Source organism: Paractinoplanes durhamensis (assembly GCF_016862175.1).
Taxonomy (GTDB): domain Bacteria; phylum Actinomycetota; class Actinomycetes; order Mycobacteriales; family Micromonosporaceae; genus Actinoplanes; species Actinoplanes durhamensis.
The window spans coordinates 52080-67558 of record NZ_BOML01000062.1; the positions used below are offsets into that span (position 1 = coordinate 52080).

Here is a 15479-nt window from a genome sequence, read left to right on the forward strand (position 1 = left end):
ACCGGCGGCCACATATTACTGCGATCGCGACCGTCTTCGATGCCCCGGACGCGGCTGCGTCCGGGGCGCCGAATCAACGGTTCGGGTGGACCACGCCGGCCGTGCCACCGCCGCGGCGGACCGGCTCGGCGGAGGCGACGAAACCGCCGTGGCCGGTGAATTCGACGGCGGTGGCGGCGCCCAGCTCGGCGGCGTCCGGGCCGAAGGTGTGGCCCAGCGCGGTCAGCGCCGGGCCGTAGGTGGTGTGGAAGGCCGGCTCGGCCTGGATGCCGGCACTGTTGCGCTGGGAGGCGCGCGGCGCGGCCATCGCGTCCGGCAGGGACTGGCCGAGGATCAGGCGGTTGACCAGGACCTGCAGGACGGTGGTGATGATCGTCGAGCCGCCCGGCGAGCCGAGGGCGAGGAACGGCTTGCCGTCCTTGAGGACGATGGTCGGGGACATCGAGCTGCGCGGGCGCTTGCCGGGGCCGGGCAGGTTGGGGTCGGCGGCGGGCGCCTGGGTGTTGGTGAAGTTGAAGTCGGTGAGCTCGTTGTTCAGCAGGAAGCCGCGGCCGGGCACGACCATGGCGTTGCCGCCGATCTGTTCGATGGTGAAGGTGTACTCCACCACGTTGCCCCACTTGTCGGCGACGGTCAGGTTGGTCGTCGCCTGGCCCTGCTCGGTGGGTCCGCCGACCGAGGCCGGCGTGCAGCCCTGGGCGTTGATGTCGCCGGGCGGGACCGGCTTGGTCAGCGCCGCGGACGGCGAGATCTGGCAGGCGCGCTGCCGCGCCCACCGGTCGGAGGCCAGCTTCTCCAGGACCGGCTTCGGGGTGTACGCGCCGACATAGCGGCCGCGGTCGGCGAAGGACAGGGCCGACGCCTCCAGGTAGTAGTGCAGCACCTTGGTCCGGTCGGCGGCCGACAACCCGCTCTGCTCCAGGATGTTCAGCGCCTCGGCGACCGCGGTGCCCCCACTGGACGGGGTGGACATGCCGTAGATGGACAGGCCGCGGAAGTCGGAGCGGGTCGGCGCGCGGCGGGGCGCCTCGTACCGCGCCAGGTCCTGCAACGTCAGCGCGCCGGGGCGGATCGGGTAGGCCCAGGTGCCGATCGGGTGGGTGGACACCGGCGGGTGCTGCACGGTCCGGACGATGTCGGCGGCGACCCCGCCGCGGTAGAAGCCGTCGGCACCCGTGCGGGCGATCAGCCGGTAGGTGTCGGCCAGATCCGGGTTGCGCTGGGTCGAGCCGACCGCGGGCGGCTGCCCGCCGGGCAGGTAGATCGCGCTGGTCGCGTCGAACTGGCCGAACGCGGCCGCGTTGTCGGCGACCTGCTGGCGGAAGATCGCGTCGACCGCGAAGCCCCGGTCGGCGACCGCGGCGGCCGGCTTGAGCAGTTTCGCGAGCGACTGGGTGCCCCACGAATTGGCGGCGGTCTCCCAGGTGGCGACCGTGCCGGGCACGCCGGCCGAGAGGCCGCTGACCCGGGCTTCCGGGAAGTCGTAGGGCAGGCCGTCGGCCGGGTCGATGAAGTAGGTGGACGTCATGGTGGCCGGGCCGGCCTCGCGGCCGTCGATGGTGGACACCCGACGGTGCTTGGCGTCGTAGTAGACGAAGAAGCCGCCACCCCCGATGCCGGCCGAGAACGGCTCGGTGACCCCGAGGGTGGCGGCGGTGGCGATGGCCGCGTCGACCGCGTTGCCGCCGCGGCGCAGCACGTCGAGGCCGACGGCGGTAGCGGTGGGGTCGACGGTCGCGACCGCACCGCCGTATCCGTACGCCGTCGGCCCGAGGGTGGTGGTCGAGGCCGCGGCGGGTGCCGCGATCAAGGTGGTGGATAGGGACGCTACTGCTAGGACCGGCAAGATCCGCATAGATCCTCCGAGGTGTAGGCAGAGGTAGCTGTCAATCTCTGCCTACCAGATGTTCACTCCCGCAGCACGGCGGCAGCTCCCCCGCCTCGCCGCGTCGGTTCGGCCACGGCGATCACACCGCCGTGCGGCGTGAACTCCATCGCGGTCGCGGCGCCGATCTCGGCCACGTCCGGGCCGAACGTATGGCCCAGGGCGGTCAGCGCCGGGCCGTAGGTGGTGTGGAACGCCGGTTCGGCCTGGATGCCGGCGGTGTTGCGCTGCGATCCGCGCGGCGCGGCCAGGGCGTCGGGCAGCGGCATGCCCAGGACCAGGCGGTTGATCAGGATCTGCAGGACGGTGGTGATGATCGACGCGCCGCCCGGCGAGCCGGCCGCCAGGAACGGCTTACCGTCCTTGAGGACGATGGTCGGCGACATCGAGCTGCGCGGCCGCTTGCCCGGGCCGGGCAGGTTCGGGTCGGGTGCGGTGCCCTGGGTGGGCGCGAAGTTGAAGTCGGTCAGCTCGTTGTTGAGCATGAAGCCACGGCCGGGCACCACGATGCCGTTGCCGCCGAACTGTTCGAGGGTGAAGGTCCACTCGACCACGTTGCCCCACCGGTCGGAGACGGTGATGTTGGTCGTGCTCAGGCCGTTGTCCGGGGTGAGGGTGGCGGCGGCCGGGGTGCAGCCGGAGGCGGTGATGTCGCCGGGAGCGACCGGCTTCGCCAGGGCCCTGACCGGCGAGATCTGGCAGGCGCGCTGCGCGGCCCAGCGGTCCGAGGCGAGCTTCCGAAGAACATCCGGCGAGGTGTACGCCCCGACGTAGCGGCCGCGGTCGGCGAACGCGAGCGCCGAGGCCTCCAGGTAGGTGTGCAGCACCTGGGTGACGTCGGCCGGGTTCGCCTTCTCCAGGATGTTGAGCACCTCGCTGACCGCGGTGCCGCCGCTGGACGGGGTGGACATGCCGTAGACCGACAGGCCACGGAAGTCGGCGACGGTCGGCGCGGGCCGGCGCACCCGATAGGCGGCCAGGTCATCGGTGGTCAGAACACCGGGCCGGATGGGGTACGCCCACGTGCCGACCGGGTTCGCCGACACCGGCGGGTGCTGCACGGTCTTGACCAGGTCGGCGCCGATCGGGCCGCGGTAGAACGCGCCGATCCCCTGCGCGGCGATCTGCCGGTAGGTGGCGGCCAGGTCCGGGTTGCGCTGGGTCGAGCCGAGCGCGGGCGGGGCACCGCCGGGCAGGTAGAGCGCCTTGGTCGAGTCGAACTGGCCGAACGCCGCGAGGTTGTCGTTGATCTGCTGGCGGAACTGCGCGTCGACCGGGAACCCGCGGTCGGCCACCGCGGCGGCCGGCCACAGCAGCGAGGCCAGCGAGCGGGTGCCCCACTGCCGCAGCGCGGTGTCCCAGGTGGCGAGCGCGCCGGGCACCCCGGTGGAGAGGCCGCTGACCCGGGCTTCCTGGAAGTCGTAGGGCAGGCCGTCGGCCGGGTCGATGAAGTAGGTCGGCGTCATGGTGGCGGGCCCGGCCTCCCGGCCGTCGATGGTGGACACCGTGTGCCGCTTGGCGTCGTAGTAGACGAGGAAACCGCCGCTGGCCGGGCCGGCCACGAACGGTTCGGTGACACCGAGGGTGGCCGCGGCCGCGACCGCCGCGTCGATCGCGTTGCCGCCGTGGCGCAACACGTCGAGGCCGGCGGCGGTCGCGGTCGCGTCGACGGTGGCGATCCCACCGCCGCGCCCATACGCGGTCGGGCCGAGCGTGGGCGCGGCGGAGGCGGGAGCCGCGATCAACGTGGTGGCGAGAGAAGCTACTGCTAGGACCGGAAAGATCCGCATCGATCCTCCAATGTGGGCAGAGGTAGCTGTCGATTCCTGCCTACCAGAAGGACCGGCCCGCGTCAGCGATTAACCGTGACGACTCCGGCGGTGCCGCCGCCGCGACGGGTCGGTTCGGCCGAGGCGACGAAGCCGCCGTAGCCGTTGACCTCGACGGCGGTGGCCGCGCCCAGCTCGGGAACGTCCGGGCCGAACGTGTGGCCCAGGGCGCTCAGGGCCGGGCCGTAGGCGGTGTGGAAGGCCGGCTCGGCCTGGATGCCGTCGGTGTTGCGCTGCGAGGCCCGGGGCGCCGCCATCGCCGCCGCAGCGGCGGGGGTCGCGGCCAGGATGGCTACGACAACAACCGGCAAGATCCGCATTGAACCTCCGAAGTAGGCAAAAGGGTAGATTTTACCCTTGCCTATCAGAGGCGGCCGCCCACGTCTCGAACATCGCGGCATAGCGACCCCCGGCCAGCACGAGCTCGTCGTGCGAGCCGGACTCGACGATGCCGAGGTCGTCGACCACGATGATCCGGTCGGCGCGCATCGCGGTGGAGAGCCGGTGCGCGACGAGGATGGCGGTGCGGCCGTCGAGCAGGGCGTCCAGGGCCGCCTCCACCCGCAGCTCGGAGCGCAGGTCGAGGCTGGACGTGGCCTCGTCGAGCACGACCACCCGCGGCTCGGCCAGGAACGCCCGGGCCAGCGCCAGCAGTTGCCGCTCGCCGGAGGAGACCGACTGGCCGCGCTCGTGCAACGCGGTGTCGAGGCCGTCGGGCGAGCGTTCGACCAGTTCGCGCAGCCCGACCGAGTCGACCGCCGCCCAGACCTCGTCATCGGTGGCATCCGGCCGGGCGAAGGCGATGTTGTCGCGCAGGGTGCCGGCGAACAGGAACGGCTCCTGCGGGACGACGCCGATCTGCCGCCGCAGCGACTCCAAGGTGACGTCACGGAGGTCGTGGCCATCGATCAGGATGGCGCCCTCGGTCGGGTCGTAGAAACGGGTCACCAGTTTGGCGAGGGTCGATTTGCCGGCGCCGGTCGGCCCGACGCAGGCGACCGTCTCACCCGGTGCGATTCGCAGGGATAAATGCGACAAGACGGGTCGCGTGGGCAAATATCCGAAGCTGATGTCGTCGAAAACGATCTCCCCGTGCACCGGCGGCAGCTCGACGGCCGACAAAGCCTGCCCCACCGAAGGCGGCGTCGACAGGAGGCCGCGGATCTTCCCGACTGCCGCCTTGGCCTGCTGGTACTGCGTGTAGAGCTGGACCAGTTGCTGCACCGGCTGGAAGAACGAGTTGATGTAGAGGACGAACGCGGTCAGCTCGCCGATCGTCAGCGTCCCGCGCAGCACCATCCGGCCGCCGAGCAGCAGCATGACCGCCATCGCGATCAACCCGATCACCGACGTTCCCGGGCCGTAGATCGCGTTGATCCGCCCGGTCCAGTCGTTGGCGTCGCGGTAGGCGCCGACCACCGAGCGGTGCGCGACCACGTTGCGCTCCTGCCGGTTGTGCGCGGTCACCACGCGTACCCCGTTGAGGCTCTCGGCGAGGTCGGCGAACATCGCGGCGATGGTGTCGCGCTGGCGGTTGTAGCCGCGGTCGGCCGCGTGCCGGAACCACAGCGACGCGGCCGTGAGCGGCGGCACCACCAGGACCAACGTGATGATCGCCAGTTCGGGGTTGTAGTGGAACAGCACCCCGGTGACCACCACCATGGTCAGCCCCTGGATGAGGAACTGGGCGAAGCCGTCCTGCAGCAGGCTCTGCAGCGACTCCACGTCGGAGGTCATCCGGGTCATGGTGACCCCGGCCTTCTCCCGGGTGTAGTAGTCCAGCGACATCCGCTGCAGGTGCGCGAAGATGCGGATCCGCAGGTCACGGGTGGCGGAGGCGGCGAGCACGCCGGTCTTGCGCATCCGCACCGCGGTGGCCAGCCCGGTGAGCAGCACCGCCGCGACGAAGCAGACGGTCGCGATCACCAGAACCCGCAGGTTGCGGTCGGCGATGCCGTGGTCGATGCCGACCTGGACGAGATAGGGCCCGGCCTGCAGCAGCAGCGTCTCGACCAGGATGGCGAGGCCGGCGGCGACGAGCAGCCCGGGCCGCCCGATCAGCAGCCGGCCGAGCGAGATCCGCCCACCGGAGTCGGCCACCGGGTCGAAGCTGACACCCGGGTCGCCATGGTCGGGTTCGGCGGCTTCAAGTTTCCCGACACCGGCGGCGAGATCTGCGGGAATTCCGGCGAACGGCAGCCCATTGCCGTTGCGCCCGGCCGCCCCCACGACGGACTGCCCGCCGGCCCGGAATCCACCGAAGCCACCACCGAACATACTCATGCCAGCTCCTCGCTACGCTCCGAGCTGCCAAGAGCAAATTCCGCACTGAGCTTGCCGATTCGCTCGCTACGCTCGCTCATGCCGGCACCTCTTCGTCGGTGGTGGACAAGGAGGCGAGCACCGCCGCATAGCGTGGCTCGGCGGCCAGCAACGACGCGTGCGTCCCGTCCGCGATGACCCGGCCGGCCTCCATCAGCACCACCCGATCGGCGAGGCTGATGGTGGACAGGCGGTGGGCCACGATCAGGGTGGTCCGGCCCTGCATGCGGTCCTTCAGCGCGCCGTGGATGCGCTGCTCGACGGTCACGTCGATGGCGCTGGTCGCGTCGTCGAGCACCAGGATCGGCGGGTTCATCAGCAGCGCCCGGGCGATCGCGATCCGCTGCCGCTGCCCGCCGGAGAGCGTGTAGCCGCGCTCCCCCACCACGGTGTCGTAGCCGTCCGGCAGGTTCGCCACGAACTCGTCCGCCCCGGCCGCCGTCGCCGCGTCGATCACCTCCGCGCGGGTGGCGTCCGGCCGGCCGTAGGCGATGTTGTCGTGGATCGACAGCGAGAACAGGAACGGCTCGTCCGGCACGATCCCGACCTGCGAGCGCAGCGACGACAGCTCGATCTTCCGCACGTCGATCCCGTCGATGGTCACGCTGCCCGCGGTGACGTCGTAGAACCGGGCGGCCAGCCGGCCCAGCGTCGACTTCCCCGACCCGGTGCCGCCGACGACGGCCACGGTTTCCCCGGCTCGCAGCGAAAGGTCCAAATGATCAAGGGCAACCGTGCCATTGGGGTACGCGAAACCGACGTCCACGAACGCAAGGTCGCCGCGCAGCGACGGTTCGACCGGTTCAGGGTCGTCCACGACGTCGGAGGGGGTGTCCAGGATCTCGTAGATCCGGCGCGCGGACGCCGAGGCCCGCTGGCCCATCATGATCATCATGCCGAGCAGGCGGAACGGCGGCTGCAGCATCAGGACGTACGAGTTGAAGGCGACGATCGTGCCGATGGTGGTGTGCCCGTCGATCACCATGATTCCGCCGATCAGCAGCACCAGGGCGAGGCCGAGCCGGGGCAGGTTGTCCAGCAGCGGGTTCCAGCGGCTGCGGATCCGGGCGTCCTGCCGGTAGGCCCAGCGGATCCGGTCGGCGCTCTCGGCGAGGGTCCGCAACTGCCGCCCCTCGGCCGCGAACGCCTTGACGATGCGTACCCCCTGGATGTTCTCGTCGACCACGGTGGCCAGCTGGGCGAGCCGGGCCTGGATCAGCCACGAGACCGGGAAGATCGCCTTGCGCATGCTGACGCCGAGGATCCCGATGATCGGCATGGTCGCCATCGCCACGATCGCGAGCGGCACGTTGATCGAGAGCATCAGCCCGAACGCGACCACCGCGATCAGGCACTGCACGAGGATGGACGGCCCGAACGACAGGTACATCTGCACGGCCCGGATGTCGGAGCCGGAGCGGGACATCAGTTCGCCGGACTGCACCTTGTCGTAGAAGCCGAACGGCATCCGGACGAGATGGGCGTAGACGATGTTGCGCAGGTCGTATTCGAGCTCGTAGGCCGTACGCAGCAGATAAAGCCGGGCCAAATAGTTGATCAGGCCTTGGAGAAGGGCGAGCCCGACGATGGCCCAGACGTAGTAGGAGAGGTGGCCGGTGCGGTCGACGATCGTCCGGTCGATGCCGATCCGGACCAGGTTGGGGATCTGCACCTGGACGATGAGGCCGGCGAAGGACAGCACGAGCGAGGTGATCAGCAGCCCGCGGTGGGCCTTGACGAGCGGCAGCGCGCGACGCAGCCAGCTCTTGCGGGCATCCGGGTCGATGGACGCCTTGGGCGCGCGGCGACTCAACGGCACCTCCCGGGGTTATCGCAGCAGGTAGTTAGCCTGGCTAACGATACCCCGCGGCCCGGAAATTGCCAGAGTGAACCTTTTTCAACCTGGCCTACGGCCAGCGGTTCCGGTGCCGTTGACCGGCGCCTGGCGCTGCCGCCCTGGCCACGTTGAAAAAAGTTCAGTGACTCAGCCGACTCCGAACGGCTGCGGCTCGACCGGCGGGCAGGTCGCCCCGGCGGCCGGCCGGACCAGGCTGATCAGGTATTTGTCGGCGTTGGCCGCGACGCAGGGGCTGCGGTTGTAGACGACGTGCCCCCAGCCCTCGTAGGTGAGCAGGTTGCCGGCCGGGCCGAACTGCTGGGTCATCCGCTGCGCCCAGGCGTAGGCGGTGGCCGGGTCGTGCCGGGACCCGATCAGCAGCACCGGCGGCAGGCCGGGCGGCGCGACGAACCGGTGCTGCGGGTTCGGCGGGAAGTTCGGCCAGCCCAGGCAGCCGACCGTGGCGGCCAGGGCGAGCGGCGAGGCGAGCATCTGCGGGGCCCGGCCGGCCAGGATCGTCAGCCGGCGATGAAGATCGGGGAAGCCGTTGATCGGCATGTGCCAGTCCGAGCAGATCACCGCCGGGAAGCTGTGGTCGACGATGTCCACCTGCACCGGGTCGGGCCGGCGCACCTTCGGTTTGAGCCCGGCCGCGTCCTTCAGGTAGTAGGCGAACGAATACCACTGCGGCTCGTAGAACGCGGCGAACGCGGCCGCCGACAGCCCGGCCGGGGTGAGCTTCTCCGGCGGGTCGGTGGGATTCTGCAGCGTCCCGGCCCGAGCCCGGGCCATCAGGCCGGCCCACAGCTGGTAGATGTTCTGGCCGCGCAGCACGCACCGGGTGTCCCGGGCGCACCACGCCACGAACTCGCGGAACGAGTCCTGCGCGGCGTCGGTCTCCTGCACCAGGAACACCCCGATGTTGGCGCTGTGGTCCATCACCCCGTCCAGCACCAGCGCGCGCAGCCGGGCCGGGAAACTCTCGGCGTACTGCTCGCCGATCAGCGAACCGTAGGACGCGCCGTAGAAGCTGATCTTCTCCTCGCCGAGGGCGACCCGGACCGCGTCCACGTCGCGGACCACGCTGGCCGTGTCGACGTGCGCGAACACCGGGCCGGTGCGGGAGGCGCAGTCGGCGGCCAGCCGGCGGTTGTAGTCCATCAGGGCGGCGTACTGCGTCGGCGTCTCGACCAGCGGCGACGGCTTCTCGTCGACCAGGTCCTGCGAGCAGAGCACCGGGCTGCTGCGGCCGACGCCGCGCGGGTCCATCCCGACGATGTCGAACTGCTTGCGCACCTGCTCGCCGAAGAAACCGGTCGCGTCGAACGTGAAGTCCACGGCGGACCCACCCGGGCCACCCGGGTTGACCAGCAGGGCGCCGATCCGGTGCGCCGGGTCGGTGGCCGGGCGGCGGGCGATGGTGAGGGTGGTGGCCGGGCCGGCCGGGTTGGCCCAGTCGACCGGCACCTTCATCGTCCCGCACTGGACCTTGGCGTTCTCCGGGCACACCTTCCACGCGATGGTGGGGGACGGCAACGGCTGCGCCTGGGCCGGGCTCACGGCGTACATAAGCAGGGTCATGGCCGTGACGATCGCGGCCCGCAAGGGTCGCGCCAAAGCTCGCACCGCGTTGTTCTCCGCCCTGCACGGCCGCCGCACCGCGCGGCCCCATCTTGGAACGGATCTTGATCGCGGTTCTCGGAAACGGGTGAAGTTCGCCGGAGCGTGGCACCGTTGGGCGATGCGAACCCGACTTCTCTTCGCCACCGCCGGCGCCGCGATGCTGACCGCGTGTTCGTCGGGAGAGCCGGCTCAGTCCACGCCACGCGCCGAGGCCACGCTGCCGTCGGCGCCGGCCGTCGCGTCCGCCACCGCCGCGGCGAAAGCTCCGGACCTGTCGAAGCCGCAGACCCTGGTGACCGGCCTCGACGTGCCGTGGGGGCTGGCCTTCCTGCCGGACGGCAGCGCCCTCGTCGGCGAACGCGACAAGGGCGACATCCTGCAGATCCCGGTCGGCGGCGGCGACCCGAAAAAGGTCTATCAGATGCCCGGCGTCGACTCCGGCGGCGAGGGCGGCCTGCTCGGCCTCGCGGTGGATCCTTCTTACCGCGAGAACAAGCTGGTGTACGCCTACTTCACCGGCTCGAACGACAACCGGATCGTGAAGTTCACGCTCGACGACAAGAGCCCGCAGGTGATCTTCGACGGGATCACCAAGGGCAGCCGGCACAACGGCGGCCGGATCGCGTTCGGGCCGGACGGCATGCTCTACGTCGGCACCGGCGACGCCAGCGACGGCGAGCAGTCCCAGGACCCGAAGGACGTCAACGGCAAGATCCTGCGGCTGACCACCGACGGCAGGCCGGCCCCGGGCAACCCGGCCGCGGGCTCGCCGGTGTGGAGCATGGGTCATCGCAACGTGCAGGGCATGGCCTGGGACGCGGACAAGAAGATGTACGGCATCGAGTTCGGCCAGGACACCTGGGACGAGGTCAACGTCATCGAGCCGGGGAAGAACTACGGCTGGCCGACGGTCGAGGGCGAGGCCGGCGACGCGCGCTTCGTCGACCCGATCGTGCAGTGGAAGACCGACGACGCGTCGCCGTCGGGGGCGGCCATCGCCGGCGACACGCTCTACGTGGCAGCGCTCAAAGGGCAGCGGTTGTGGACGGTGCCGCTCGGCGGCGGCGCACCGAAGGCCGCGTTGACCGGCGAGTACGGCCGGCTCCGCACGGTGGCGGTCGCGCCGGACGGTGCGCTGTGGCTGACCACCTCCAACCGGGACGGCCGGGGCGACCCGGCCGACGGCGACGACCGGATCCTGCGGTTCTCCTGAAAAGCGGGCGTGGCCCGGTCCGAGAGCTCCACGGACCGGGCCACTACTTGCTCATCGGTTGTTGGGTGGAATTTGCGGAAGTGCGGAGATCGCCGTCGCGTACTCGGCCATCTTCCGTCCGTTGGGCACCACTCCGACGGCTCGGAGCTGGTCGTGAATCGCCTGCAGGACCTGATCCTCGGATTGCCCGCGGTGGGTCTGCGCGACCTTGTTGATGACGTAGTCAATTCTCACCTGTGCCTGCCACCCGGGGGCCCTACTGCTCCCGGTGGTGGCGAAGCTGACTGCTGCGAGGGGTTCCATGCCGTGTGTATCGGACGGTCAGGCCCAGCACTCGAACATATGAGGAACCTGTGCAACCCGATCGCACCCGGTCGACACCGTCCCGTCAATCAGTCGGGCAAATTGTCCGACTTCGCGGCTTCTCCGGGGCCTCAGCAGGCGGCTCCGGCGGGCTCAGACGCAGCCACAGAAGCATCAGCAGGCCGAAGGCCTGCATCGAGCGGCCGGAGAGGAAGAAGTCGGCGCGAAGTCGGCCTCGGATACCCCTACCGAATCTCTTTCACACCCGCTGTCTCAGCAGCATCTCCAGCCCGTCCAGGATGCGGTCGAGGCCGAACGTGAACGCCTGGTCGGCGCCGCCGGTCTTGGCCGTGTCGGTGAGGGCCGCGACCACTGCCGGGAAGCGTTGCGCGTGCTCGCGCAGCACCAGCGTCATGGCGCCGGTCATCTGACTTTCGCCGCCGCGCTGGCCGGCCAGGGCTCGCACGTGGCCGGCGATGGTGGCGATCATGTCCATCCGCTCGGCGCCGGTCAGCCCGGGCGGGAGGGCGCTCAGGGCACTCTCCATCCAGCCCAGTTCGTTGGGTCCGATCGGGCGGTCGCCGGTCGAGGCTTCCAGCGCCCACTGATGCCCAAAATATCGCGACAAGAGGGCATCGGCCCAGCGGGTCAGCGCTTCCCGCCATGGCCCGTCGGACAAATCGGGCGGCGAGCCGATCCCCCGCTCCAGCATCGCCGCGACCAGCTCGGCCTTGCCCGGCAAATAGCGATATAGGGACATCTTTGTGTAGCCCAGGTCGGCCGCGACCCGCTGCATCGAGACCGCGGCCAGGCCCTCCACGTCGGCGATGGCGATCCCGGCGTCGGCGATCTGCTCCAGCGTCAGGGCCGGCTTGGGGCCGCGGGTCGGCTTCGGCCGCTCGTCCCAGAGAAACATCTTGCCCTCCTCGGTAACTGCGTCTACCGTACACAGAAATAACTGCTTACGGAGGACACAGTTATGGACATCCTGATCTCGGGCGCTAGCATCGCCGGTCCCGCCCTGGCCTACTGGCTCGGTCGCCACGGCTTCCGGCCGACCATCGTCGAGGTGGCCCCGGCCCTGCGCACCGGCGGCAACGCGGTCGACTTCCGCGGCCCGCTGCACATGGGCGTGCTCGACAAGATGGGCGTGCTGCCGGCCCTGCGCGCGGTGCAGACCGGCGGCAACGCGATGCGGTTCGTCGGCGCCGGCGGCGAGAAGCTGATGGAGTGGCCGGCCGGGTTGGCCGGCGGCGACCTCGAGGTGCTCCGCGGCGACCTGGCCCAGATCCTGTGCGAGGCGGCCGGCGACCGCACCGAATACCTGTTCGGCGACCGGATCGCCGCGATGACCGAGACCGCGGGCGGCGTCGAGGTGACGTTCGCGAGCGGCCGGCAGCGCCGCTTCGACCTGGTGATCGGCGCCGACGGCGTGCACTCCGGGGTGCGCCGGCTGGCATTCGGCCCCGAGGAGCAGTTCGTGAAGCACCTCGGCTACTACGTGGCCGGCTGGGACGTGCCGAACGAGTGGGGCGTCGGCAAGGACAGCCGGCTGCACAACCTGCCCGGCCGGATGCTCAGCGTCGCCGGCGCCCGGCACGACCCGGCCCGGGCCGCGGTGTTCGGGGTGTTCCGCTCGGCCAAGCTCAGCTACGACCGGCACGACCGCGGCCAGATCGAGGGCATCCTGCGCGAGCGCTACGCCGGCATGACCTGGCTGGCCCCGCGCCTGCTGGAAGGCATGAGCTCGGCGACCGACTTCTGGTTCGACCAGATCTGCCGGGTCGACAACCCGGTCTGGTCCACGGGCCGGGTCGCGCTGGTCGGTGACGCGGCCTGCGGCGCCACCATCGGCGGCCAGGGCAACGGCACGGCGCTCGTCTCGGCCTACGTGCTGGCCGGCGAGCTGGCCGCGGCCGGCGGCGACCACCGGGTGGCCTTCCCCGCCTACGAGAAGCGGATCGGCAAATTCGCCCGGGGCACCCAGAAGGGCGGCGACACCACCGGCATGTTCCTGGCACCGAAGACCGGCCGGGGCATCCGGGCGCGCAACTGGATCAACAACAAGAAGTGGTTCCTCGACCTGACCTTCAAGATCGCCGGCGACCGCAGCACCGGCCTCGACCTGCCCGACTACCCGGCGCCGGTAAAGGCCCGGTGATCAGCCGGCCAGGACCTCGTCGATGGCCGTCCGGGTCAGGTCGGGGTGGGTGACCCAGGGGAAGTGGCCGGCGTCCGGCAGCCAGCAGATCGCCGCGTTCGGCAGCCAGTCGGCCAGCACGTGCGGGGCGGCCAGGCCGGTCACCACGTCCCGGTCGCCGGCCATGATGGTCACCGGCACCCCGACCGCGGCCAGGTCGCCCGGGTCGAGCTCGGCCGACCAGAAATCCGCCGCGTAGTCGGTGGTGATCTCCGGCCGGGCCGCATGGGCCCGCACCGCCGGGGTGTCGGCGGCGTAGATCAGCGGTGCGGCCGCCGGGAAATCCTCGGCGTCCCACGCCACCTTCGCCGACGCATACCACGGCTCGGCCGCGAACCAGCGCTTCACCAGCACGTCCTGGCTGGGCTCGTCGCCACCCTGCGGGATCGGCTTACGGGACGGGGTGAGCAGCACCAGGCGGGACACCCGGTCCGGGCGCTTGGCCGCGTAGGCCAGCACCGGCCAGGCCCCCGCCGAGTGCCCGAGCACGGCGATCCGCTCGGCGCCCAGGTGCATCCGCAGCAGCTCGAGGTCGTCGGCGAGGTCGGTGAACGCATACGACGACGCGGGCTCCGACGCGCCGGTGCCGCGCGGGTCGAGCAGGACCAGGGTGTGCCCGATCCCGCCGAGATCGTCCAGATAGGACGCCGGCCGGCCGGGTCCGCCGGGATGGCAGATGAGCAGGGGCCCGCTCCCGCGCAGCTCGTAATGCAATTCCGTGCCCACGGCAGACGTATAGACCCCCATCAGCGGAGCCTATCGATAGCTTCCACGCTCAGCTCGCCCAAACTCGGCACCACGAGGCTCGCCATCGCCAGCGCGTCGGCGGCGGGCGGGTAGACGCCGTGCGGGACGGCGATCACCGCGAGCCCGGCCGCCCCGGCCGAGCGCAGCCCGTTGCTGGAGTCCTCCACCGCCGCGCACACCGCCGGGTCGAGGCCGAGCTTCTCGGCCGCGGCCAGGTAGACGTCCGGGAACGGCTTGCCCCGGGGCACCTCCTCGGTGGAGAGCGTCACCGGGAACGCGTCGGTCAGCCCGGCGGTGGCCAGCACCTGGTCGATCAGGATGCGGGCCGACGAGCTGGCCAGCGCGATCGGGAACCGCGCGCCGATCCGGCGCACCGCGTCGACCGAGCCCGGAATGAGCGGCAGATCGTCACGGTAACGAGAAGCCATCCGGCCGAGCACGTCGTCGGCGACCTGGGCCGGGGTGCGCGGCACCCCGACCTCCTCGGCCAGGTGGGTGGACCACTCGCCGGTGCTCATGCCCATCATCCGGTCCTGGGTGTCGGGCCGGAACGAGCGCCCGAACTCCGCGACATAGCCGCGGCGAACCTCTTCCCAGACCTCTTCCGAGTCGATGATGACCCCGTCGAGGTCGAAGACGACCGCCCGGATGGTCATAGGGCCTCGACCGCTGGGATGATCTCCTTCCGGAAGATCTCCAGCTGGTTGGTGTCGTAGACGTTGCGCAGGCCGCCGTGCCCGACCGTGAAGCCCATCGCGGCCAGCCGGCCGAGGTCCTCGACGATCTGGCCGACGGTCTGCGCCTCGAGGTCGAAGCGGTACATGACGGTCTTCTCGATCTCGTCGTAGTCGCGGCCGACCGTGTCGCAGTGCGCCTTGAGCACGTCGAGCTTGTGCTGCACGTCGGGGCCGGGGAAGAGGTTGGTGGCGTCGGCGTACTTCGCGACCAGCAGCAGCGTCTTCTTCTCCCCGCCGCCGCCGATCAGGATCGGCAGGCGCCCCTCGGCCAGCGGCTTCGGCACGTTGAGCAGCCGGCCGAGCTGGTAGTGCTTGCCCTCGAACGCGGTCTCGTCGCCGTCGAACATCCGCCGGCAGATCTGCAGCGTCTCCTCGAGCCGTTCGAACCGCTCCTTCGTCGAGGGGAAGAACAGGCCGAGGCCCTTCGACTCCTCGGAGTTCCAGGCGGCGCCGATGCCGAGGATGGCGCGGCCGCCGGAGAGCACGTCGAGCGTGGTGACGGCCTTGGCGAGCAGGCCCGGGTCGCGGTAGGAAACGCCGGTGACCAGGGTGAGCAGCTTCGCCGTCTTCGTGTGGGCGGCGAGGAAACCGAGCGCGGTGTAGGCCTCGAGCATGTCCATCTCGGGTGGTCCGTTGACCCCGATCTGCCAGACGTGGTCCATCACGCTGATCCGCTCGAAGCCGGCCTCGTCGGCCGCCGAGGCGACATCGGCGAGCACCGTGGCGAGCCGGGGCGCGCCGTCGGGCCAGGTGAAGTTCGAGATGTGGAGGCCAAGTTTCACA

General features: G+C 70.7%; 13 protein-coding genes. 2 read left to right on the forward strand and 11 right to left on the reverse strand.

The window, feature by feature from the left end; all coding sequences use genetic code 11:
- Positions 1-73 precede the first annotated feature (73 nt).
- The 6 genes from ggt to Adu01nite_RS38585 all read right to left on the reverse strand — a co-directional run bounded on the left by ggt (position 74) and on the right by Adu01nite_RS38585 (position 9454).
- On the reverse strand, positions 74-1855 hold the full coding sequence (gene ggt / locus Adu01nite_RS38560; protein WP_203734276.1) for a gamma-glutamyltransferase: 1782 nt from the start codon (positions 1853-1855) through the stop codon (positions 74-76).
- Between the two features lie 53 nt (positions 1856-1908).
- Complete coding sequence (locus Adu01nite_RS38565) at positions 1909-3675, reverse strand: gamma-glutamyltransferase family protein (protein WP_203734277.1); 1767 nt, start codon at positions 3673-3675, stop codon at positions 1909-1911.
- A 62-nt stretch (positions 3676-3737) separates the two neighbouring features.
- Positions 3738-4034, reverse strand: coding sequence for a gamma-glutamyltransferase (locus tag Adu01nite_RS38570; protein WP_239133029.1), 297 nt, complete (start codon positions 4032-4034; stop codon positions 3738-3740).
- 31 nt (positions 4035-4065) lie between these two features.
- A complete protein-coding gene (locus Adu01nite_RS38575) occupies positions 4066-5997 on the reverse strand; it encodes an ABC transporter ATP-binding protein (RefSeq protein ID WP_203734278.1) in 1932 nt (643 codons plus the stop codon).
- A gap of 76 nt (positions 5998-6073) precedes the next feature.
- Complete coding sequence (locus Adu01nite_RS38580; RefSeq protein WP_344520294.1) at positions 6074-7855, reverse strand: ABC transporter ATP-binding protein; 1782 nt, start codon at positions 7853-7855, stop codon at positions 6074-6076.
- Positions 7856-8020: 165 nt separating this feature from the next.
- Positions 8021-9454, reverse strand: coding sequence for an alpha/beta hydrolase (locus Adu01nite_RS38585; protein WP_239133030.1), 1434 nt, complete (start codon positions 9452-9454; stop codon positions 8021-8023).
- Positions 9455-9614: 160 nt separating this feature from the next.
- Between Adu01nite_RS38585 and Adu01nite_RS38590 the strand changes: the two genes are divergently transcribed.
- Entirely contained in the window at positions 9615-10709 is a 1095-nt protein-coding gene (locus tag Adu01nite_RS38590) for a PQQ-dependent sugar dehydrogenase (RefSeq protein ID WP_203734280.1), read from the forward strand.
- A gap of 51 nt (positions 10710-10760) precedes the next feature.
- Here Adu01nite_RS38590 and Adu01nite_RS38595 read toward each other — a convergent pair whose 3' ends face one another.
- Together Adu01nite_RS38595 and Adu01nite_RS38600 are read right to left on the reverse strand one after the other, a co-directional pair.
- Positions 10761-10943 carry a hypothetical protein gene (locus tag Adu01nite_RS38595; RefSeq protein WP_203734281.1) on the reverse strand — a complete coding sequence of 61 codons (183 nt, stop codon included), beginning with the start codon at positions 10941-10943 and terminating at the stop codon, positions 10761-10763.
- Positions 10944-11271: 328 nt separating this feature from the next.
- The gene (locus Adu01nite_RS38600; protein WP_203734282.1) at positions 11272-11928 is read right to left on the reverse strand and encodes a TetR/AcrR family transcriptional regulator; all 657 of its coding nucleotides are present in this window, start codon (positions 11926-11928) and stop codon (positions 11272-11274) included.
- 63 nt (positions 11929-11991) lie between these two features.
- On the opposite strand from Adu01nite_RS38600, the gene Adu01nite_RS38605 reads away from it, so the two are divergent.
- Positions 11992-13173 carry an FAD-dependent monooxygenase gene (locus Adu01nite_RS38605; RefSeq protein ID WP_203734283.1) on the forward strand — a complete coding sequence of 394 codons (1182 nt, stop codon included), beginning with the start codon at positions 11992-11994 and terminating at the stop codon, positions 13171-13173.
- On the opposite strand, the gene Adu01nite_RS38610 is transcribed toward Adu01nite_RS38605, so the two are convergent.
- From Adu01nite_RS38610 to Adu01nite_RS38620, 3 genes are read right to left on the reverse strand one after another with little or no spacing between them, the layout of a single operon-like run.
- Positions 13174-13938, reverse strand: a complete 765-nt coding sequence (locus tag Adu01nite_RS38610) for an alpha/beta fold hydrolase (protein ID WP_203734284.1) — start codon at positions 13936-13938, stop codon at positions 13174-13176.
- Positions 13939-13958: 20 nt separating this feature from the next.
- The gene (locus tag Adu01nite_RS38615; protein ID WP_203734285.1) at positions 13959-14615 is read right to left on the reverse strand and encodes an HAD family hydrolase; all 657 of its coding nucleotides are present in this window, start codon (positions 14613-14615) and stop codon (positions 13959-13961) included.
- Positions 14612-15478, reverse strand: coding sequence for an LLM class F420-dependent oxidoreductase (locus Adu01nite_RS38620; protein ID WP_203734286.1), 867 nt, complete (start codon positions 15476-15478; stop codon positions 14612-14614). Before Adu01nite_RS38620 ends, Adu01nite_RS38615 begins: the two co-directional genes overlap by 4 nt.
- Position 15479 lies beyond the last annotated feature (1 nt).

Excerpts from the sequence above, each read along its gene's own strand:
- ggt (WP_203734276.1), bottom strand. The coding sequence starts at position 1,855 with ATGCGGATCTTGCCGGTCCTAGCAGTAGCGTCCCTATCCACCACCTTG.
- Adu01nite_RS38565 (WP_203734277.1), bottom strand. The coding sequence starts at position 3,675 with ATGCGGATCTTTCCGGTCCTAGCAGTAGCTTCTCTCGCCACCACGTTG.
- Adu01nite_RS38570 (WP_239133029.1), bottom strand. The coding sequence starts at position 4,034 with ATGCGGATCTTGCCGGTTGTTGTCGTAGCCATCCTGGCCGCGACCCCC.
- Adu01nite_RS38575 (WP_203734278.1), bottom strand. The coding sequence starts at position 5,997 with ATGAGTATGTTCGGTGGTGGCTTCGGTGGATTCCGGGCCGGCGGGCAG.
- Adu01nite_RS38585 (WP_239133030.1), bottom strand. The coding sequence starts at position 9,454 with ATGACCCTGCTTATGTACGCCGTGAGCCCGGCCCAGGCGCAGCCGTTG.
- Adu01nite_RS38590 (WP_203734280.1), top strand. The coding sequence starts at position 9,615 with ATGCGAACCCGACTTCTCTTCGCCACCGCCGGCGCCGCGATGCTGACC.
- Adu01nite_RS38600 (WP_203734282.1), bottom strand. The coding sequence starts at position 11,928 with ATGTTTCTCTGGGACGAGCGGCCGAAGCCGACCCGCGGCCCCAAGCCG.
- Adu01nite_RS38605 (WP_203734283.1), top strand. The coding sequence starts at position 11,992 with ATGGACATCCTGATCTCGGGCGCTAGCATCGCCGGTCCCGCCCTGGCC.
- Adu01nite_RS38615 (WP_203734285.1), bottom strand. The coding sequence starts at position 14,615 with ATGACCATCCGGGCGGTCGTCTTCGACCTCGACGGGGTCATCATCGAC.